21 protein-coding genes are annotated in these 19,461 nt (G+C 69.2%); 10 read left to right on the top strand and 11 right to left on the bottom strand.

The features are described from left to right. Nucleotides 1-36 precede the first annotated feature (36 nt). Nucleotides 37-642 carry a VOC family protein gene (locus ACFKCF_RS34860; RefSeq protein WP_394499534.1) on the top strand — a complete coding sequence of 202 codons (606 nt, stop codon included), beginning with the start codon at nt 37-39 and terminating at the stop codon, nt 640-642. A 459-nt stretch (nt 643-1,101) separates the two neighbouring features. On the opposite strand, the gene ACFKCF_RS34855 is transcribed toward ACFKCF_RS34860, so the two are convergent. Then, entirely contained in the window at nt 1,102-2,769 is a 1,668-nt protein-coding gene (locus ACFKCF_RS34855) for an endo-1,4-beta-xylanase (RefSeq protein WP_394499533.1), read from the bottom strand. Between the two features lie 228 nt (nt 2,770-2,997). Between ACFKCF_RS34855 and ACFKCF_RS34850 the strand changes: the two genes are divergently transcribed. The 5 genes from ACFKCF_RS34850 to ACFKCF_RS34830 all read left to right on the top strand — a co-directional run bounded on the left by ACFKCF_RS34850 (nt 2,998) and on the right by ACFKCF_RS34830 (nt 7,843). After that, the gene (locus tag ACFKCF_RS34850; RefSeq protein ID WP_394499532.1) at nt 2,998-3,504 is read left to right on the top strand and encodes a cupin domain-containing protein; all 507 of its coding nucleotides are present in this window, start codon (nt 2,998-3,000) and stop codon (nt 3,502-3,504) included. A gap of 89 nt (nt 3,505-3,593) precedes the next feature. Then, nucleotides 3,594-5,255 (top strand): class I adenylate-forming enzyme family protein, encoded by a 1,662-nt coding sequence (locus ACFKCF_RS34845; RefSeq protein ID WP_394499531.1) that lies wholly within the window; start codon nt 3,594-3,596, stop codon nt 5,253-5,255. 196 nt (nt 5,256-5,451) lie between these two features. Next, nucleotides 5,452-5,862: a hypothetical protein gene (locus ACFKCF_RS34840; protein ID WP_394499530.1), complete on the top strand. Its 411-nt coding sequence runs from the start codon at nt 5,452-5,454 to the stop codon at nt 5,860-5,862. A gap of 30 nt (nt 5,863-5,892) precedes the next feature. Further along, nucleotides 5,893-6,246, top strand: a complete 354-nt coding sequence (locus ACFKCF_RS34835; RefSeq protein WP_394499529.1) for a nuclear transport factor 2 family protein — start codon at nt 5,893-5,895, stop codon at nt 6,244-6,246. Nucleotides 6,247-6,556: 310 nt separating this feature from the next. After that, a complete protein-coding gene (locus ACFKCF_RS34830) occupies nt 6,557-7,843 on the top strand; it encodes an MFS transporter (RefSeq protein ID WP_394499528.1) in 1,287 nt (428 codons plus the stop codon). A gap of 1 nt (nt 7,844) precedes the next feature. On the opposite strand, the gene ACFKCF_RS34825 is transcribed toward ACFKCF_RS34830, so the two are convergent. Next, the gene (locus ACFKCF_RS34825) at nt 7,845-8,585 is read right to left on the bottom strand and encodes a metallophosphoesterase family protein (protein ID WP_394499527.1); all 741 of its coding nucleotides are present in this window, start codon (nt 8,583-8,585) and stop codon (nt 7,845-7,847) included. Here ACFKCF_RS34825 and ACFKCF_RS34820 point away from each other — a divergent pair. Then, nucleotides 8,560-8,946, top strand: a complete 387-nt coding sequence (locus ACFKCF_RS34820; RefSeq protein ID WP_394499526.1) for a Uma2 family endonuclease — start codon at nt 8,560-8,562, stop codon at nt 8,944-8,946. The two genes, ACFKCF_RS34825 and ACFKCF_RS34820, sit on opposite strands and share 26 nt — an antisense overlap. An 8-nt stretch (nt 8,947-8,954) precedes the next feature. On the opposite strand, the gene ACFKCF_RS34815 is transcribed toward ACFKCF_RS34820, so the two are convergent. Then, complete coding sequence (locus ACFKCF_RS34815) at nt 8,955-9,191, bottom strand: hypothetical protein (protein WP_394499525.1); 237 nt, start codon at nt 9,189-9,191, stop codon at nt 8,955-8,957. A gap of 75 nt (nt 9,192-9,266) precedes the next feature. Here ACFKCF_RS34815 and ACFKCF_RS34810 point away from each other — a divergent pair, with 75 nt between their 5' ends. Continuing rightward, nucleotides 9,267-9,881, top strand: a complete 615-nt coding sequence (locus tag ACFKCF_RS34810; RefSeq protein WP_394499524.1) for a Uma2 family endonuclease — start codon at nt 9,267-9,269, stop codon at nt 9,879-9,881. 40 nt (nt 9,882-9,921) lie between these two features. Here the strand turns inward: ACFKCF_RS34810 and ACFKCF_RS34805 are convergent, their stop codons facing one another. From ACFKCF_RS34805 to infC, 7 genes are all read right to left on the bottom strand, one after another. Next, entirely contained in the window at nt 9,922-12,477 is a 2,556-nt protein-coding gene (locus ACFKCF_RS34805) for a phenylalanine--tRNA ligase subunit beta (RefSeq protein ID WP_394499523.1), read from the bottom strand. Continuing rightward, nucleotides 12,477-13,517 carry a phenylalanine--tRNA ligase subunit alpha gene (gene pheS / locus ACFKCF_RS34800; protein WP_394499580.1) on the bottom strand — a complete coding sequence of 347 codons (1,041 nt, stop codon included), beginning with the start codon at nt 13,515-13,517 and terminating at the stop codon, nt 12,477-12,479. Before pheS ends, ACFKCF_RS34805 begins: the two co-directional genes overlap by 1 nt. 130 nt (nt 13,518-13,647) lie before the next feature. Further along, nucleotides 13,648-14,739, bottom strand: coding sequence for an ATP-binding protein (locus ACFKCF_RS34795; protein WP_394499522.1), 1,092 nt, complete (start codon nt 14,737-14,739; stop codon nt 13,648-13,650). Between the two features lie 50 nt (nt 14,740-14,789). After that, nucleotides 14,790-15,593 (bottom strand): TrmH family RNA methyltransferase, encoded by an 804-nt coding sequence (locus ACFKCF_RS34790; protein WP_394499521.1) that lies wholly within the window; start codon nt 15,591-15,593, stop codon nt 14,790-14,792. A 282-nt stretch (nt 15,594-15,875) separates the two neighbouring features. Continuing rightward, nucleotides 15,876-16,259: a 50S ribosomal protein L20 gene (rplT, locus tag ACFKCF_RS34785; RefSeq protein ID WP_185077087.1), complete on the bottom strand. Its 384-nt coding sequence runs from the start codon at nt 16,257-16,259 to the stop codon at nt 15,876-15,878. A 24-nt stretch (nt 16,260-16,283) separates the two neighbouring features. Beyond that, on the bottom strand, nt 16,284-16,478 hold the full coding sequence (gene rpmI, locus ACFKCF_RS34780) for a 50S ribosomal protein L35 (protein ID WP_043622108.1): 195 nt from the start codon (nt 16,476-16,478) through the stop codon (nt 16,284-16,286). A 125-nt stretch (nt 16,479-16,603) separates the two neighbouring features. Continuing rightward, nucleotides 16,604-17,191, bottom strand: a complete 588-nt coding sequence (gene infC, locus ACFKCF_RS34775; RefSeq protein WP_394499579.1) for a translation initiation factor IF-3 — start codon at nt 17,189-17,191, stop codon at nt 16,604-16,606. Nucleotides 17,192-17,518: 327 nt separating this feature from the next. Here infC and ACFKCF_RS34770 point away from each other — a divergent pair, with 327 nt between their 5' ends. Together ACFKCF_RS34770 and ACFKCF_RS34765 are read left to right on the top strand one after the other, a co-directional pair. Then, nucleotides 17,519-17,791 (top strand): type II toxin-antitoxin system Phd/YefM family antitoxin, encoded by a 273-nt coding sequence (locus ACFKCF_RS34770; RefSeq protein WP_394499520.1) that lies wholly within the window; start codon nt 17,519-17,521, stop codon nt 17,789-17,791. Beyond that, entirely contained in the window at nt 17,791-18,213 is a 423-nt protein-coding gene (locus tag ACFKCF_RS34765) for a type II toxin-antitoxin system VapC family toxin (RefSeq protein ID WP_394499519.1), read from the top strand. The genes ACFKCF_RS34770 and ACFKCF_RS34765 overlap by 1 nt, the downstream gene beginning before the upstream one ends. On the opposite strand, the gene ACFKCF_RS34760 is transcribed toward ACFKCF_RS34765, so the two are convergent. Continuing rightward, nucleotides 18,188-19,042, bottom strand: coding sequence for a shikimate dehydrogenase (locus tag ACFKCF_RS34760; protein WP_394499518.1), 855 nt, complete (start codon nt 19,040-19,042; stop codon nt 18,188-18,190). The genes ACFKCF_RS34765 and ACFKCF_RS34760 overlap by 26 nt on opposite strands. Nucleotides 19,043-19,461: the final 419 nt, after the last annotated feature.

Below are 19,461 nucleotides of genomic sequence, written 5' to 3'. Positions count from 1 at the left end.
CTTATCAGAGGTAGTTGAAAGGCGTACCGTTGACGCATGGCTGCGACCCCGGACACGGTGCACTGGCGCGGCGTGCACCACCTGGCCCTCGTGACCGCGGACATGGACGCCACCGTGCGCTTCTGGCACGGCGTGCTCGACGCCCGCCTGGTCACCACCCTTGCCGTCCCCGCCTTCAAGCATTACTTCTTCGAGGTGGCCCCGGGTAACACCGTCGCCTTCTTCGAATACACCGACCAGCCGCTCGACAGCTTCGCCAAGCCCGCCGGCGTGCCCTATCCCAAGGCGGCGCAGTTCGACCACCTGTCGCTGCACCTGCCGGACGAGGACGCGCTCAACCAGCTGCGCGACCGGCTCAAGGCGCACGGCTGCGAGGTCACCGACGTCGTCGACCACGGGTTCCTGCGCTCCATCTACTTCAGCGACCCGAACGGGATCGCGCTCGAGGCCTCCTGGTGGAGCGTCGATCCGACCGGCCGGCCGGTGGACTACTCCGACGAGCGCCTGTTCGCCGACCCCGACCCGGTGCCCGCCGTACGGGAGCTGCGAGAGGAGGGGCGGCTGCGCCGGACGGTCGCGACGCGCCTGGTGGACGGCATCGTCGAGGACCTCAGGCGCGAGGGGATCACGCTGGATCCGTGAGTTTCACAAAGGCATCACGTGGGGAAGGTCGACTCTTGACCTGCCCCACGTTAGCCTTACCTCAGTTCGCATGTACGCCACTACATGCGGCGGCCGTTTAGTCGATCATGGCTGTGGTAGCGCCGATCGCTATGACAACGGCAGCAAGTATGACGAGAAACCGTACGGTCCGGGGTGTTGACTTGATCGCATCCCGGACTATGCGTCCGAGCTCTTGCACGATCGTGGTCCCAAAGCCCGATGGATCGCACATCGTAGGTTTCACCTCCTCCCAAATCGGGCCCCTGACCTGCACCGTCCCTCCTTTCTTAATCTTGCTTCCACGGTGCATGAGGGTCTCCCGATCTGCAAGCAGCCTTCACGTGGTTCTCCGTGCGTGAAAGTAAATTTCAGTCCACAGGCGCGCCACGACCTGCCGGTCAGAAAACCGGCAGGTCGTGAAGGCCCGGGAGATCGGGCTTATGCGCAGGTGTAGCCGGAGGGCGTCTGCGTGTTGCCGCTCGGCCTGCTGACCTGGTATCCGAAGGTGGTGCCGGCGTTCGGGGCCAGGTTTCCGTTGTAGCCGAGGTTCTTGGCGGTGACGGTCTGCCCGCTGACGGTGAGGGTCGCGTTCCACGAGCCGGTCAGCGTGTGCCCGGCGGGCAGGGTGAAGGTGACGGTCCAGCCGGTGATGGCGGAGGTCCCGGTGTTGGTGACGGTCACGGGCTGGACGACGTACCCGGTGGCCCACTGGGTCTGCACGGTCCCGGTGGCCGTGCAGCCACCGCCGCCGCCCGGGCCGGCCGTGGTGGTGAAGATGCCCAGGGCGGAGTTCGCCGAGACGTTCCCGGCTCCGTCACGGGCCCGGACGTACACCTGGTACTGGGTCGAGGGGCTGAGCCCGGTGAGCGAGATCGAGTTGGTCGTGGACTGGCCGAGGAGCTGGTCGGTGGCGCCCTGCTCGCGGTAGACGTCGTACCCGGCGAGCCCGCTCCCGCCGCTGTCGGTCGAGGCGCTCCAGGTGAGCGAGGCCGAGTTCGAGGTGACGTTGCTCGCCGAAGGCGTGCCGGGCGTGGTCGGCGGGGTGGGGTCGGTGGTCGTGCCACCGGCCAGCGCGTCGTGCACGGCGGTGTACGACGGCTTCTGCTGGTAACTCTCGTTGTAGATCAGGGCCGCGCCCTGCCCGGAGAAGGTGTCGGGCACCCAGGAGTACTTGTCGGTGAAGCCCCAGATCGTCACGCCGGCGCAGGCGGTCACGGCCAGGCAGGCGTTGACGACGTTGCGGTAGTAGGTGGCCTGCGTGGCGTCCTTGGTGGCGTCCCTGGGCATCACCATGCGCACGTCCAGCTCGGTGATGCGGACCTGGACGCCGAGGGCGGCGAAGCGCTGGAGGTTCTGCTGGAAGTCGTTCGGGAAGCCGTACTGGATGGCGAGGTGCGTCTGGAAGCCGACGCAGTCGACGGGCACGCCCTGCTGGCGCAGCGACGAGACGAGGTTGTAGATCGCGGTGCTCTTGGCGTTGATCCCCTCGGTGTTGTAGTCGTTGATGCACAGCCGGGCGTCGGGGTCGGCGGTGCGGGCGGCCCGGAAGGCGTCGGCGATGTAGCTCTGGCCCAGCGTGTTGTACCAGAACGACGTGCGCAGGTTGCCGCTGTCGTCGAAGACCTCGTTCACCACGTCCCAGGAGACCACGGTGGGGTTGTCGGCGTAGTGGCCGACAACCTGGCTGATGTGGTTCTGCATGGCGCTGCGCATGGCGGTGGCGCTCAGGCCCTGCACCCAGCCCGGGGTCTGTTGGTGCCAGACGAGCGTGTGGCCGTGGACCTGCTGGTTGTTCTGGGTGGCGAAGTTGACGATGGCGTCGGCGCCGGAGAAGTTGAACTGGCCCTGGCTGGGCTCGGTCGATTCCCACTTCATCGCGTTCTCGGCGGTGACCTGGCTGAACTCGGTGGCGGCGATGTTGCGGTAGGCGGTCTCGTTGGCGAGCGGGCTGGTCGCGAGCGCCGCCCCGATGAACTTGCCCTTGGCCGCGGCGTGGGTGCGCAGGGGCGCGGAGGCGTGGGCCGGGCCGGCCGGCAGGAGGAAGGCTGCGAGCATCCCCACGAGGGCGAGGAGGACTCTGACGGGCGAGGACGAATGCACGGACATCTACCTCCGGGGGCAGGCACTCGATTCCGATACTTTTCGACCCTGGTGGATCTCACCGAAGACGGTATTGACATGCGAGATGAGGGTCAATGCCGACCTCGTCCGGTCGCCGAATCAGCAGCTTGACGACAGAAACTATCGGACAGAAAATGAAACTTTCATGTGCCTTGCCTGCGCCGGACCCCTCAGGAACATTGGTAGCAATCACCCTCACAGAAGGGCAGACCAATGGCAGACGGGCTCGTCTTACCCTCCGGCGCCGGGCAGTCGCTCGGGTCCATGGGGATGACGCTCAAGGTAGGGGCCGAGCACTCGAAGACCTGGTCGGTGTTCGAGAACACGATCGCGCCGGGCTTCGACGTCGGCGCCCATTTCCACCACCACGCCGAGGAGCTGTTCTACGTCCTCGACGGCGAGCTGGACCTGCTGGCCTTCCAGCCTCGGGAGATCACCGGCGAGCCCTGGCAGACGTGGGAGTCGGAGAGCGGCACCCGGACGGTGCGCGGCGGCCCCGGCAGCCTCATGTACGTGCCCGCGGGCTGCCCGCACGCCTTCGCCAACCCCGGGACCACGCCCACCCGGATGCTCTTCATCGTGACCCCGGCGGGCCATGAGCACTACCTGCGCGAACTCGGCGAGCTGCTGTCCCGCCCGGGGCCGCCCGACCAGGCCGCCGTGATCGAGCTGCGGGCCCGGTACGACATCCAGCAACTGTCCCCCATCGGCCTCGGCTGAGCCCGTCTCCGGCGAGCTAGCGCAACGTACCTACCGGTCGGTACTGTGATTTATCCAGAATAATCGTCCACCATCCGGGAGTTCGGCGTATGTCCCTTTCGCATGCCCAGGTCGTGGCCCAGCTCACCGGACCCGGTCAGCTGTTCGAGATCGAGGAGATCGGCGACACCGGGATACGCACCTGGAAGCACGCGCCCACCCACTTCCGCGCGCTGCTGGAGATGAGCCGCTTCCACGGCGAGAAGGTCTTCCTCGTGTACGAGGACGAGCACATCACGTTCGAGGACCATTTCCGCCGCGCCGCCACCCTCGCCAACCGCCTGGTCGAGGAGTACGGGGTGCGCAAGGGCGACCGGGTGGGCGTGGCCATGCGCAACTACCCCGAATGGGTCGTCTCGCTGTCGGCCGCGCTGGCGGCGGGGGCCGTCGCCGTACCGCTCAACGCCTGGTGGACGGAGGCCGAGCTGGCCTACGGCGTGCGGGACTCCGGGGCCAAGGTGCTGATCGCGGACGGCGAGCGCGCCGTCCGGCTCGCCTCGACGGGCGTCCCCCTGATCGTCGCCCGGGGCGAGGTCCCGGAGGGCGCGCGCGGCTTCGACGACGTGCTGGGCGAGGTCGCCGCCGACGTCACGCTCCCCGCCGTCGAGCTGGCCCCCGAGGACCCCGCCACGATCTTCTACACCTCCGGCACGACCGGCAGCCCCAAGGGAGCGCTGGGCAGCCACCGCAACCTCGGCCAGTCCCCCATGACCGTCGCCTTCGGCCTCATGCGGGCGGTGGCCATGGCGGGCAAGGACGTCGGGGCCGCGGCGGGCACCCGCCGGGTCACGCTCCTGACCGTCCCGCTGTTCCACGTCACGGGCTGCTTCTCCGCCCTGACCACCACGATGTTCGCCGGCGGCGGCCTCGTGCTCATGTACAAGTGGGACCCCGAGCAGGCGCTGCGCCTGATCGAGCGCGAGCGCGTGACCGCCATGATCGGCGTGCCCACGAACGCCTGGCAGCTCATGTCCCACCCCGACTTCGGCAAGTACGACCTGTCGTCCCTGACCACCCTCGGGTACGGCGGCGCCCCCGCCCCGCCCAAGCTCCTGGAGCGCATCACCCGCAACCTCCCCAACCGCGCTCCCTCCAACGGCTACGGCATGACCGAGACCACCGCCCTGGCCATCGGCAACGGCGGTGCCGACTACCACGCCAAGCCCGACAGCATCGGCCTGCCCTCGCCCGTCGTGGACGTGCGCGTGGTCGGCCCCATGGGCACCGAGCTGCCGCCCGGCGAGGTGGGCGAGCTGTGCGTGCGCGGCCCGAACGTCATCATGGGTTACTGGAACAAGCCGGAGGCGACGGCGGAGACGTTCGTGAAGGGCTGGCTGCACACCGGCGACCTGGCCAAGATCGACGAAGAGGGCTTCGTCTACATCGTCGACCGGGCCAAGGACATGGTGATCAGGGGCGGCGAGAACGTCTACTGCGCCGAGGTGGAGGCGGCCCTGTTCGAGCACCCGGCGGTCGACGACGCGGCGGTGATCGGGGTGCCGCACGACGAGCTCGGGGAGGAGGTCGGCGCGGTCATCCGCCTGGCGCCCGGCACCTCGGTCGCCGCCGAGGACCTCCAGTCGTTCCTCAAGGACCGGATCGCCAAGTTCAAGATCCCGTCGCACATCTGGTTCCGGGAGGACGAGCTGCCCCGCAACCCCGGCGGCAAGATCCTCAAGACCCACCTGCGCAGGGAGATCCTGGGCGCGTGACCCCTCTTCCGGCCTTCCGGTGCGTCCGCGCCCGGGAGGCCTTCGCATGCCGGGTGACGACCGTCACAATCCGAGCATCACCGCAGGTGTAACCGGCTATCGGCTGATCCCTTTACGTGGCGGGTAATCGCGCTCCCTACGTGGTGGCTGACATCTTTCAGGTGTCGCGAAAAACCGCCACCAAGGGAGCCGAGACATGAGCACCGCCCTGACCGTCACCGCCGACCGGATGAAGTTCCTGCGCCTCGCGCTGGCCGCCGACGCCGTCGTCACCGGCGGCAACGGGCTGGTCTACCTCGCCTTCGCCGGCCCCGTGAGCGATCTGCTCGGCCCCGGCGCGGGCCTGCTGCGCGGCATCGGCGCCTTCCTGCTGGTGTACGGCGCCGCCGTCGGCCTCCTCGCCACCCGCCGCGCCATCAGCCCGGCCGCCACCAGGGCCGTGATCGCCCTGAACATCGTCTGGACCCTCGCCAGCGTCGCCGCCGTCGTCACCGGCGCCGCCGACCTCACCACGATCGGCGCCATCTGGACCATCGCCCAGGCCCTGGTGGTCGGCGTCTTCGCCGAACTCCAGATCGTCGGCCTCCGCAAGACCCGCAACAACTGACACGACTGACGAACAGAAGGAATGACCATCATGAACCTCATCGAGCGCTACATCGCCGCCTGGAACGAGACCGACGCCGACGCCCGCGCCAAGGCCGTGGCCGAGCTGTGGACCGAGGACGGCACCTACACCGACCCCCTGGCCGACGTGAAGGGCCACGAGGCGATCGCCGCGGTGATCGCGGGCGCCCAGGGCATGTTCCCCGGCCTGGTGTTCACGCCGGGCGAGCTGTACGACGCCCACCACCACATCGCCCGCTTCACCTGGCACCTCGGCCCGGAGGACGGGGAGGCGGTCGTGGTCGGGTTCGACGTGGTGGAGCTGGCCGAAGACGGGCGGATCCGCACGGTCCTCGGCTTCCTCGACAAGGTCCCCGCCGTCTGACCCTCCCCCTCTCCCAACCGAAGGCCTCCGCTCCTCGCGGGGGCCTTCCGCATGCCCACCCACCCCCACACCGCGCGCCCTCCCGCCGCCCAACCCCAACCCGCACCCCCGCCCTGAGAGCTTCCGTCCCGACACCCTCGACTGCGGCACCTCCCACCCAGCACCCTCCAGCCCGGCCCCTGCCACCCCCTCCCTGCCCCTGTCCCTCCCCCCGAGGGACCTCAACCCCGGTCGGCGGCAAGGGGGCGCACCCGACCGAACCCGAAAACGGTTTGCCCCGATCATCACTCCGGCCGGAAAATTGACGCTCGTGCCCACCGGACTGAAGCGCCTCCTGCGTCACCTCACCCTCGACCTCAGCCCCCTTCGCGACTCCCGCGACTACCGTCTCCTCTTCGCCTCGGGCGTCATCACCATGTTCGGCACCTTCATCACCATGGTCGCCGTGCCGTACCAGATGAAGCAGCTGACGGACTCCTACCTGGCGGTCGGCCTGGTGAGCCTGGCGGAGTTCGTCCCGATGGTGGTGTGCGGCCTGTGGGGCGGGGCGATCGCCGACGCGCTCGACCGCCGAAAGATCATCGTCCTGAGCGAGCTGGGCCTCATGGTCACCACGGGCGCTCTCACGGTCAACGCGATGCTCCCCAACCCCCAGGTCTGGGTCCTGTACGTGATGGGCGCCGTCTCCACCGGCATCTCCTGCCTCCAGCGTCCCAGCCTGGAGGCCGTGTTCCAGCAGGTGGTCAAGCACGAGCAGCAGGGCGCGGCGGCGGTGCTGTCGAGCATGCGCTGGAACTTCGGCGCCATCGTCGCCCCGGCGCTGGGCGGCCTGCTGGTGACCGCCTTCGGCCCGGCGGCGGCGTACGGCATCGACACGCTGAGCTTCGTGCTGTCGCTGGCGCTGCTGTGGCGGATCAGGTCGCTGCCGCCGGCCGAGGACGCCGCCCCCGCGTCGCTGAAGTCGCTGGTCGAGGGCGTGCGGTACGCGGTGCGCCGCGCCGACCTGATGGGCACGTACCTGGTGGACATCGCCGCCATGGTGTTCGCGATGGGGACGTCACTCTTCCCCTTCCTGGCCGACGAGCTGCACTCCCCGCAGGCGCTGGGGTTGCTGTACTCGGCGGGGGCGGTGGGCGCGCTGGCCGCCTCGATCACCGGCGGCTGGGCGGCCCGCGTACAGCGCCAGGGCCTGGGCGTGATCATCGCGGCCACCCTCTGGGGCGTGGCGATCGCCGCGTCGGCCCTGGCCCCCAACGTCTGGGTGCTGTTCGTCTGCCTCGCCTTCGCAGGCGCCGCTGACATGATCAGCGGCATCTTCCGCATGACGATGTGGAACCAGACGATCCCGTCGGAGCTGCGCGGGCGGCTGGCCGGGATCGAGCTCCTGTCGTACGCGTCCGGCCCGATGCTGGGCAACGCCCGCGCCAGCCTGATGGCCAACTTCGGCGGCACCCGTTTCTCCCTCGGGGCGGGCGGCCTGCTGTGCGTGGTCGCCGTGCTCGGCCTGGCCGCCGCACTGCCTTCGTTCCGCAGGTACGACGCCAGGACCGACGACCACGCCCTGGCGGAGAGGCTCCGCAGGGAGGCCGCCGCCTAGGTCACCGGTTTTCCGCCTTGGCGAACACCCGCAGCGCCTCGGCGTCGGAGTGGATGTTCGTCACGTAGTCGGACACCCACTCCTCGATCCCGTCGAACCCGCTCTCCCGCACCAGCCGCTCCCCCACCAGGGCGGCGTCGAGCGGGGTCCGGCGCAGGGTCACCGCGCCGGTGTCACCGTCCAGCAGCGCCCAATGCGCCCCGCTCCGCCCGTACGGCATGCCGACCGAACCCGGGTTCACGACCAGCACCCGGTCGGCCAGCCGTACGAAGGGCATGTGCGTGTTGCCCAGCACCAGGGTGCCGGCGCTCTCCCCGGCCAGCACCTCGGCCCACCGCTCCAGCGCGCTGTCCACGAGGATCATCTCCTCGTCGCTGCGCGGCGTGGCGTGCACGAACAACGTGGTCCCCAGCCGCCCCAGCTCGACCACCTCCCGATCGGGCAGCCCGGCCAGCAGTTCCACCTGATCGTCGCGCAACTGCTCGGCCGCCCACTGGGACACGGGATACGGGCTGACCTTCCCGCGCACCGCCTCGACCAGCTCCCTGTCGGCGTTCCCGTTGACCCACAACGCCCGTTCACCGAGTGAGACGAGCACGTCCAGCGTCTGCACCGGCATCGGCCCGGCGGCCATGTCCCCGGTCAACACGACCACATCGGCCGCGGCCACCTCGGGCTCGGCCAGCACGGCCTCGAGCGCGGGCAACACCCCATGAATGTCGGACAACACAGCGATACGCATACGCCCACTCTCCCCCACCGGACCGCCCACCCCGGAGCCTGACCTCATGGTGATCAAGGCCGAAGCAGTGGGCAACAATGACGACACCTTCTACAAGGCGCCAGACGTGATCCTCGCCATAGAAGTCGTCTCTCCCGAGTCCAAGGACCGCGACCGTCACCGCAAGCCGCAGCTCTACGCCGAAGCTGCGATTCAACACTTCTGGCGAATCGAGAAGAACGCGGGCAAGCCCACGGTCTATGTCTACGAACTGGATCCCGCCACGCGCTCCTATGTCTCCACCGGCATCCATCACGAGTGCGTCAAAGTAAGCGTCCCCTTTGACCTAGCCATTGACCTCACCGAGATCGACCGGCTCTAGGCCGAGGCTCACCCCTCCTCGCGCCACCCTTCGTAGCGTTCCACCAACTCGTCCACCTTGGCCAACGCGCCCTCGTCCAGCCCTTCGACGACGACCAGCCACTGCGCGTCCTCGGCGTCATCCTCCCCGGCCAGCGTCTCCCGCATCACGCGCGGCACCCCGAGCGCCGGAAACCACTCCCCGAGCGTTTCCGCGACCTCCTCGGCGTCATCCCGCTCGGCGAACACCAGCAGATGCCTCATCATCCCCTCGCCTTCATCACCATGAGCGTATGCAGTCGTTTACCAGGCGTGAGCGGAATACATTGGTAGCGTTGGATCGTGACTGCCGAAGCGGGGATCGTAAAAATGACACCTCCCTCGCTGCCCAGCTGGGCCGTCCCGCCATCGGAGGGCTTCATAGCAGAAGACCTCGATCACATTCCGGATTTGCCTGCGCACACAGAGTTGATCGATGGAAGCTTGGTGCTCGCGAGCCCGCAGCGACACTTCCATCACACGGTCATCTTCCGGCTGCATGTCGCGCTGGAAGACTTCCTGCCGCCAGGCCACGAAGTGGTCCAGGAGATGAGCGTCAAGCTCGCCCCGAAGCAGCGTCCAGAGCCTGACCTGATGATGGTGGGCCCCCACGCGGTCATCGGAGGCGAGGTCACTCTGTTCCAGGCCAGCGACGTCATCCTCGCTGTTGAAGTGGTCTCACCCGACTCCCAAGTGCGCGACAGAGACCGCAAGCCTGTCCTCTACGCAGAAGCGGGAATCCCCCATTTCTGGTTGATCGAAGAGAACAACGGCAAGCCGACTGTCTTCGTGTTCGAGCGGAATCCCGTGACGAAGTCCTATGAGGCCACCGGCACCTATCATGACAGGCTGAAGGTCACAGTCCCGTTCGACATCGACATCGACCTCACCAAGCTGTACCAGGCTCGAACGCGATAAGGGCTGGCAGGGCGCCCGACCGTGCCAGCCCTTGAGCGGGTCAGGTGCTGCGGAGCTGAGCGCCCACGCGGTCGGTCGCCATGGCCACCGCCGCGTCGCGAGCCGCCGTGGTCTCCTCCACCGTCAGCGTCCGGTCCGCGGCGCGGAAGCGCATCGTGTAGGCGAGCGACTTGTTCCCCTCGCCCACCTGCTCCCCCGCGTAGACGTCGAACAGCCGGATCGACTCCAGCAGCTCCCCGGCCCCGTCGCGCAGGGCGGCCTCCACGTCGGCCACCGGCGTGAAGTCGGGCACGATCAGTGCGACGTCCTGCGTGGCCACCGGGTAGGCCGGCACCGACGGCGTCTGGACCGGGCCCGGCATGGCGGGCTCCAGGCGCGACAGCTCCAGCTCCATGGCCGAGGTGCGCGGCGGCAGCCCGTACGCCTCGATGACGCGCGGGTGCAGCTCACCGGCGTGCCCCACCAGCGTGTCGCCCACGTAGAGGGCGGCGCACCGGCCGGGGTGCCAGGGCTCGTGCTGGTCGGCGCTGATGGACAGCTCCAGCCGCGCCTCGCCCGCGACCAGCCGCGCGGCCTGCACCGCGTCGGCCCAGGAGGCGGCGCGACCGCTGCCCCACCAGCCGGACCGCTCGAACTCCCCGGCCAGCACCACCGCGACCCGCAGCGGCTGGTCGGGCAGCGCCGACTCGATCGAGGCCAGCTCCTCGGCGGTCGGCCGGCGCTCGACCCCGAGCACCGGCGCCACCTCGGGAGCGCCCTCGCGCGGCCGGTAAACCGGCCCCATCTCGAACAGCGCCACGTCCGAGAACCCGCGCCCCGAGTTGCGCACCAGGGTCTTGAGCAGCCCCGGCAGCAGCGTCGTGCGCATCAGCGGCTCGTCCTCCGACAGCGGGTTGGCCAGCCGCATGGCGCGGCGGCGCGCGTCGTCGGCGGGCAGGAGCAGCCGGTCGAAGTCGTCGGGGCTGATGAACGGGTAGCTGAGCACCTCGACGTAGCCGCCCTCGGCCAGCGCCCGGCCGACCCGGCGGCGCAGCCGCTGGCCCTCGGTGAGCCCGGCCCCGGCGGGGGCGGAGGGCAGCAACGACGGCAGGCTCTCGTAGCCTTCCAGCCGGATGACCTCTTCGGCCAGGTCGTTGGGGTCGGTGAGGTCGGGTCGCCAGGACGGCGGCGTCACCGTGATCATGTCGTCGCCGGTGACGGCCAGCTTGGCCGCCAGGGCGCCGCCGGTCACGACCCCGGTCGGGTCGACGCCGCCCTGGCGCACGGCCGGGTCGTCGCCGTCGACCACGACGCAGCCGACCTGCCGCAGCCGGGAGACGACGGTCTCCTTGGAGTAGGCGACGCCGGCCACGGTGCCCGGATAGCTCGACGGGATCGCGATGCGCGCGGGCGACACCTCGACCTCGGCGTGCGTGACCCCGGGCTGGATGTTCCCGCCGCCCAGCTCGGCCAGCAGTTGCACGGCCCGCCACGAGGCGACGAGCGGCAGCTCCCGGTCGACGCCGCGTTCGAACCGCTTGGACGACTCCGACACCAGCCCGTTGCGGCGCGACTCGCGCGAGATGCCGGTCGCGGAGAAGTGGGCGGCCTCGATGACGATGTCGGTCGAGGCGTCGGAGATCTCGGTCTCCAGCCCGCCCATGGTGCCGGCCATCGAGATCGGGCCCGACTGGTCGGTGATCAGGATGTCGTCGGGGTCGAGCTCGCGTACGACGTGGTCGAGCGTCTCGAGCCGCTCGCCCGCGGCGGCGCGGCGCACGACGATCTCGCCGCGCAGCTTGCCGCGGTCGAACGCGTGCAGCGGCTGCCCGAGCTCCAGCATCAGGTAGTTGGTGATGTCGACGGCCAGCGACACGGACCGCATGCCGGCGCGCGTGAGGCGTACCCGCATCCAGAGCGGGCTCTGCGCGGCGGGGTCGAAGCCGGTGACCTCGCGCAGCACGAACCTGTCGCACGCGGTCGGGTCGGCGATCGACGCCGGCCACGCCGTGCCGGTCTCGGCGGGCAGCTCGACGTCGGCGGGGTCGCGGAACGCCACCCCGAAGCCGGTCGCCACCTCGCGGGCCACGCCCCTGATCGACAGGGCGTAGCCGATGTCGGGCGTGATCTCCAGCTCGATCACGTCGTCACGCAGGCCGAGCAGCTCGACCACGTCGGCGCCGATCGGGGTGCCGGCCGGCAGCACCATGATGCCGCCGTGATCGTCGCTCAGCCCGAGCTCACGCTCGGAGCAGATCATGCCCTCCGACATGCGCCCGTACGTCTTGCGCGCCCCGACCTCGAACCCGCCGGGCAGCACGCCGCCGGGCAGCACGACGGGCACGCGGTCGCCGGCGACGAAGTTGGTGGCGCCGCAGATGATCTCGCGCGGCGTCGCCTCACCGGTCTCGACCTTGCAGTGCCGGATCGGCTTCTTGAAGCCGGCCAGCTCCTCGATCTCGAGCACCTCGCCGACGACGACGTTCTTGACGTCGTGGCCGTGCGAGGTGATCGACTCGAGCTTGAGCCCGGCGGCCGTGAGCTTGTCGGCCACCTCGTGGGCGGTGACCGCCGGGAGATCGACATACTCCCGCAGCCAGGAAAGCGGGACCTTCATCAGATCTCCATTCCGAACGGGAGGGTGAAGCGCACGTCTCCCTCGACCATGTCACGCATGTCCTCGGCGTTGTGGCGGAACATCAGCGTCCGCTCGATGCCCATGCCGAACGCGAACCCGGAGTATCGCGACGGATCGACCCCGCAGGCGATGAGCACGCGCGGGTTGACCATGCCGCAGCCGCCCCATTCGATCCAGCCCTCCGACTTGCAGGTGCGGCAGGGCGGGTTGCCGGGGATCGCCGAGCTGCCGCGGCAGACGAAGCACTTGAGGTCCATCTCGGCGGACGGCTCGGTGAACGGGAAGTAGTTGGGCCGGAAGCGGGTCGTGATGCCCTTGCCGAACATCACCTCCGCGAACCGGTCGAGCGTGCCCTTGAGGTGGGCCATAGTCAGGCCCTCGTCCACGGCCAGCCCCTCGGTCTGGTGGAAGACCGGGGTGTGGGTGGCGTCGAGCTCGTCGGTGCGGAACGTCTTGCCCGGCGAGATCACGTAGACCGGCAGCTCGCGCTGGAGCAGCGCGCGGATCTGGACCGGCGAGGTCTGCGTGCGCAGGACCATGCCGGAGTCGGTGGACCCGACGAAGAACGTGTCGTGGTCGGAACGGGCCGGGTGGTCCTTGGCGATGTTGAGCGCGTCGAAGTTGAACCACTCGCCTTCGAGCTCGGGGCCCTCGGCCACTTCGTAGCCCATCGCGACGAACGCGTCGGCGATGCGCTCCTGCAGCGTGGTCAGCGGGTGGCGGGCGCCGCGCGGCCGCCGGTCCCACGGCAGGGTGACGTCGACGGTCTCCTCGACGAGGACCCGCGCGTCGCGCTCGGCCTCGAGCTCGGCCTGGCGGGCAGCGAGCGCTTCGCTGATCGCCTTACGGGCGGTGCCGACGCGCTTGCCGGCCTCGGCGCGGGCGGCGGGCGGCAGGGCGCCGATCTCGCGGTTGGCCAGGGCGATGGGCGAGCGGTCGCCCGCGTGCGCCAGCCTGGCCTGCTTGAGTGCGTCGAGGCTGTCGGCCACCTTGATCGCCGCGATGGCGTCGGCCTCCATGCGGGACACCTCGTCGGCATGCAACGGTGTCACCTCGACGGGGTCGTAGTCAGACAAGAGTGAGCTCCGTATCCAGGGCTTGAGCGAAAAAGAGTCTAGTGGGGCCCGCCCACCGGGGCCGACTCGATCGCTAAGGGGTGGCGAAGTCGGGCGTGCCGGTGGGCACGGTAAATCGGAACTCCGCCCCGCCCTCGGGCGCCCGCTGCACGGTGATCGTGCCGCCGTGCGCCTCGACCAGGCCCTTGACGATGAAGAGGCCGAGCCCGGTGCCACCGCGCCGGCGGCTGTTGCCGCCTCGCCAGAACTGCCTGAAGACGCGCGGAGCCAGCTCGGGCTCGATGCCCTCGCCCTCGTCGCGCACCGACACGGCAACTCCCCATCCGACGGACTCGATCTCGATTGTCACGGTGCCGCGCCCATGGCGCAGCGCGTTTTCCACCAGGTTACCCAGGATCTGGTCGATCTTGTCCTGGTCGAGCCACATCTCCGGCAGGTCGTCGCCGACGATCAGGCGAAAACGGCCCTCGGTCTCGCCCGCCGCGATCCGGCCCGCGATGAGCCTGCGCACCCTGGCGGGGACGTCGACGACCTGGCGGCGCACCTCCAGCCGCCCCGACTCGATGCGGGAGACGTCGAGCAGCTCGGTGATGAGCCTGGTGACGCGGTCGGCGTCGTTGTTGACGGTCTCGAGCATGACGCGCTTCTGCTCGTCGGTGAAGCGCTCCCACTTTGCCAGCATGGTCGCGGTGAAACCCTTGACGCTGGTCAGCGGCGAGCGCAGCTCGTGGGCCACGGTGGAGACCAGGTCGGCGCGGCTGCGCTCCAGCCGGGCGCGGGCGCCGCCGTCGCGCAGGGTGATCGTGACCCGCTCGACCTCGCCGCCGCGCTCCGGCTCACGTACGAGCCTGGCCGCGACGTAGAGCTCCTGACCGCCGGGCAGGTGCAGCGGCCGCTCCGGTGCCCTGCTCCTGATGCGCAGCCCGCCCTCGGGGTCGAGCGCCTTCCACCAGTCGCGCCCGTCGTGGTCGCGGAACGGGAACACGTCGCTCATGTGCCTGCCGACCGCGCGCTCCATGGCGACGCCGGTGAGCCGGGCCGCGGCCCGGTTGACGGCCAGCACGCAGCCGTCTCGGTCGGTCACGATGAGGCCGTCGGGAAGGTCGTCGATGGCTATCGTGCACGCGGCGGCCACTACTCGCCCGTCGGTGTCTGCGCCGTGCACGACCTCGCCCCCTCCGCCTACAACGCCGACAATAGCGGGTTTCCCGCCGCCTAGGGCACTCGCTGCGCCCTAGCCGAGGAGTAAAGGCATACCGCCGCGGCGGTGGCCAGGTTCAGGCTTTCCGCCTGTCCGTAGATGGGCACTCTGACCACATCGTCGGCTTCAGCCAGTACGTCCTCCGGCAGTCCCCAGGCTTCGTTGCCGAAGATCCACGCGGTGGGTCCGCTAAGATCAACATCGTCGAGCGTGTGCTTGCCCGCGCCGTCGGCCGCCAGCACGCGCAGGCCCCGCTCCTTGAGTTGACGCACGGCGGCGCTCACCGGTGCACCGATGACGACGGGCAAGTGGAAAAGGCTGCCGACGCTGGCGCGCACGCACTTGCCGTTGTACGGGTCCACGGAGGCGTCGGTGAAGATCACCGCGTCGGCGCCGGCGGCGTCGGCCGCGCGCATGACGGTGCCGGCGTTGCCCGGGTCGCGCACGTGGGCGAGCACGGCGACCAGGCGCGGCTGCTCGCCTAGCGCCTGGTCCAGGGGCACGTGCACGAGCGTGCAGACGGCCACCAGCCCCTGCGGCGTCACGGTCTGGGACAGCTCGGACATGACCTCGCCGCTGGCCCGGTGCACGGGCACGCCCTTCAGGCGGGCCTCGGTGATCAGCTCGGGGTGGCGCAGCTCGGCCTCGGCGGTGCTGAACAGCTCCAGCGTCACGCCGTCGAGCTTGAGCGCCTCGCGCACCGCCTGCGGCCCCTCGGCCAGGAACCTGCGGTCCTGTTCCCTGAAGGCCCGCTTGGTGAGCCGCCTGGCCGCCTTCACCCGCGGCGACTTCACGTTGGTCAGCTCGGACCCGGCCATGCTCTCTCCCTGTCCCACACGGCGACGTCACTCACTGCAACGTCCCACACCGCAGCGTCCCTCACGGGGGACGTCCCACCCGACGACGTCACTCACGGCAACGCCCCACACACAGCCACGCCCCACCTGACGACATCACCCACGGCAACGCCCACACAGCAGCGTCCCACCTGGCGAGGCCGCTCGCGGCAAGCCCTGCGCAGTTACGCCCATACAGCAACAAAGGGCCCACCGTCATCGGTGGGCCCCTCGATTAAGACGAGCGCCTCAGCTCGCGGCTCTTCAGCTCGCGGCCGGAGCGTTCACGTTCGCCGGAAGCGCCTTCTTGGCGGCCTCGACGAGCGTGGCGAAAGTCTGGCTGTCGTTGACCGCGAGGTCGGCCAGGATCTTGCGGTCGACCTCGACGCCGGCCAGGCGCAGACCCTGGATCAGGCGGTTGTAGGTCATGCCGTTCTGGCGGGCGGCGGCGTTGATCCGCTGGATCCACAGACGGCGGAAGGTGCCCTTGCGGTCCTTGCGGTCCCGGTAGGCGTACGTCATCGAGTGGAGCATCTGCTCCTTGGCCTTGCGGTACAGACGCGACCGCTGGCCGCGGTAACCGCTCGCCCTTTCGAGGACGACCCTGCGCTTCTTCTTGGCGTTGAGCGCCCGCTTCACGCGTGCCATGTTTCTTCTCCCCGGGGAATCGCGCTACTTAGCGAGCAGCTTCTTGATCTTCTTGGAATCGGCGTCGGAAAGGACGACCTCGTTCTTGAGACGGCGCGTCAGCGTGGACGACTTCCACTCGTTGTAGTGCGCGCGGTTGGCACGGCGACGCTTGATCTTGCCGGTGCCGGTAAGCCGGAACCGCTTCTTCGCACCGCTGTGCGTCTTCATCTTCGGCATGTCGCCGTCTCTCCTCGTTTCGGTCGTGCCACGGGCCGGGCCGGTGCTGGGCCGACCCGGTCGCGGCGTATTCGTCTGCTGGTGGCTGAATCGGGGCGCTCTGTAAGGCTAACCCCAACCGCGGGTCATCCTTCCTGTGGGGAAGTGTCCTCGCTGCCACTCTGCGCCTTGGCGGCGGCCTTTTCGGCCTTGGCCTCGGCCTTCTTCTTGTGCGGACCGATCACCATGATCATGTTACGGCCGTCCTGCTTGGCGTGGGACTCCACGAAACCGAGCTCCTGGACGTCGTCCGCGAGCCGCTGCAGAAGCCGGAAACCCAACTCCGGACGGGACTGCTCGCGACCACGGAACATGATCGTGACTTTGACCTTGTCTCCCGCCTTGAGGAACCGCACCACGTGACCCTTCTTGGTCTCGTAGTCGTGCGGGTCGATCTTCGGCCGGAGCTTGATCTCCTTGATGATCGTGTGCGCCTGATTCTTGCGCGCCTCGCGCGCCTTCATCGCGGACTCGTACTTGAACTTGCCGTAGTCCATGAGCTTGCACACGGGCGGTCGAGCCGTGGCCGCGACCTCGACGAGGTCGAGGTCGGCCTCCTGGGCGAGCTTCAGGGCGTCGTGAATCGAGACGATGCCTACCTGCTCGCCGTTCGGGCCCACGAGGCGAACCTCGGGAACTCGGATACGCTCGTTGATGCGGGGCTCAGTGCTGATGGGGCCTCCTAGGTTTGCGATCCCTACGTGCTCGTCGTGCCGGGAGCTCCTCGCCAACGCGAAAAGCCCCGCACGTCGCGCATGCGGGGCCACTGAGCTCTTCGGCTTTCGTGGCCTTGAGCTCCCCGGAGTAGTCCGGCGTGATCCTGGACCCGTCCGCCTTCCGGCGACTCAGGTGGGAGGGAGACCTCCGCTTGCGCGTCCAGCAATGGCATGCCGGACCGATCAGAGAGCTACATTACCACAACCACCGGACCCTCTCGAATCATCCCCGCTGGCCCGACCCCTGCACTAAACTTCTGTCCAGTCTAGTCAGAAAGGGGTCGCATGACCGCGATCCAGACAGAAGTGACCAAATGGCAGCTCCAAGAGGCCAAGCAGCACTTCAGTGAAGTCGTCAGGAAGGCTCACGACGAGGGGCCGCAGATCGTCACGAGGCACGGCAAGGACGTGGCGGTGATCCTCGACATGGAGGAATACCGTCAGCTCAAGCGCAAGCAGCCGGACTTCAAGGAGTTCCTGCTCAGCGAGCCGGACTGGCCGGACGATCTGGAGTTCGGACGCGACAAGAGTCTTCCGCGAGAGGTGGACCTCGGCTGATGAGCGTCGGTTACATTCTCGACACCAACGTCATCTCCGAGGTGCGCAAGCCACATGGCAACTCCCAGGTGAAGGAATGGGTTGACGCATCTCTGGGGCCCACCCTCTACCTCAGCGTCCTGTCCATCGGCGAGATCCGCTGGGGGATTGAGCAGCGTCGCAAGACCGATCTCCAGCAGGCGCTGGTGCTCGAAAAGTGGCTCGCCCGGCTCTTCCAGTCCTTCGGGGATCGGATCATCCCGATCACCAGCGATGTCACCGAGGAATGGGGGCGCATGCGCTGCGTGCGCCCGCTTCCCTTCTCCGACGCGTTGATCGCGGCCACGGCCAAGGTTCACGGCTGGAGCGTGGTCACGCGGAACGTGAAGGACTTCACGGACACCGGCGTGACCGTGATCAACCCGTTCGAGATGACCGCCTAGCGAGCTCCGCCTCGCCGGCCGCGCGCATGGCCTCCACCGGCACATCCGTCCGGCCCGTCATCAGCTCCACCTGCCGCACCGCCTGGTGCAGCAGCATCGCGAACCCCCCGACCACGGTGCCGCCCGCAGCCCGGACGGCCGCCGCCGCGCTGGTCGGCCAGGGTGAGTAGACCACGTCGAAGAGCGCGGGCACTCGCGCCAGCCGGTCGGCGAACACGTCGGCCGCCCCGCCCGGCAGCGTCGAGACCACCAGGTCCACCCGCGTGAAGGCGTCGAGCTTGTCGAACGTCTCCACCGCCAGCGCCACGCCCAGCCGCTCGGCCACCTCCACCGTCTCCCCCGCCCGCGCCGGGTCGCGCACCAGCAGCGTCGCCGAGAACAGTCCGAGGTTACGCAGCGCCGCCAGCGTCGAGGCCGCCGTGGCGCCGCCGCCCAGCACGGTCGCGGAGCGCGGCGCGGGCACGCCCGCCTCGGTCAGCGCCTGCTCGATGCCGTAGACGTCGGTGTTGTGGCCGTGCCGACGCCCGTCGCGGAAGACCACGGTGTTGGCCCCGCCGACCTCGACGGCCAAGTCGGACACGGTGTCGAGCAGGGGCAGCACGGCCCGCTTGAGCGGCATGGTCAGCGACAGCCCCGCCCACGGGCGCTCATCGTCGGGGACCTCGCCGCGCACGGGCACCAGCTCGCCCAGCAGCGCGGGCAGCCGCGCCTCATCGCACTCGAACGCCTCGTAGCTCCACCCGCCGAGCCCCATCGCCTGGTACGCGGCCCGATGCAGGTAAGGCGAGAGCGAATGACCGATGGGCGACCCCATCACCGCAGCCCGCATCCACACTCCTTCCGAACATGACGACCCTATCGTCCCGTCGTCCACGCTTCGCCGCTCGGACGGCCCGCGGGGCGCGCGTCACGGCGGGTCGTCCCATCACCTGAGAAGCGTCACTTGGACGGGGGGCGGCGCACGTCGGCGGGAGGTGCCCAGCGTGCGCAGCCGTAAAGGATGGGTGCTACCACGCAGGCGCCGCCACCGCCGCACGACGGCTCGCAAGAACGGGCAACCCCGCAAAGACCCCGCCACACGACCCGCAAGAACGGGCGACCCCGCACAGACTCCGCCACACGACCCGCAAGAACGGGCGACCCCGCACAGACTCCGCCACACGACCCGCAAGAACGGGCGTCCCCGCACAGACTCCGCCACCGCCGCACAACCGCCCGCAAGGACGGGCGACCCGCACAGACCCCGCC

The organism is Nonomuraea sp. JJY05, from assembly GCF_043496855.1.
Lineage (GTDB): Bacteria > Actinomycetota > Actinomycetes > Streptosporangiales > Streptosporangiaceae > Nonomuraea.
This window is presented reverse-complemented; position numbering and strand designations above follow the sequence as displayed.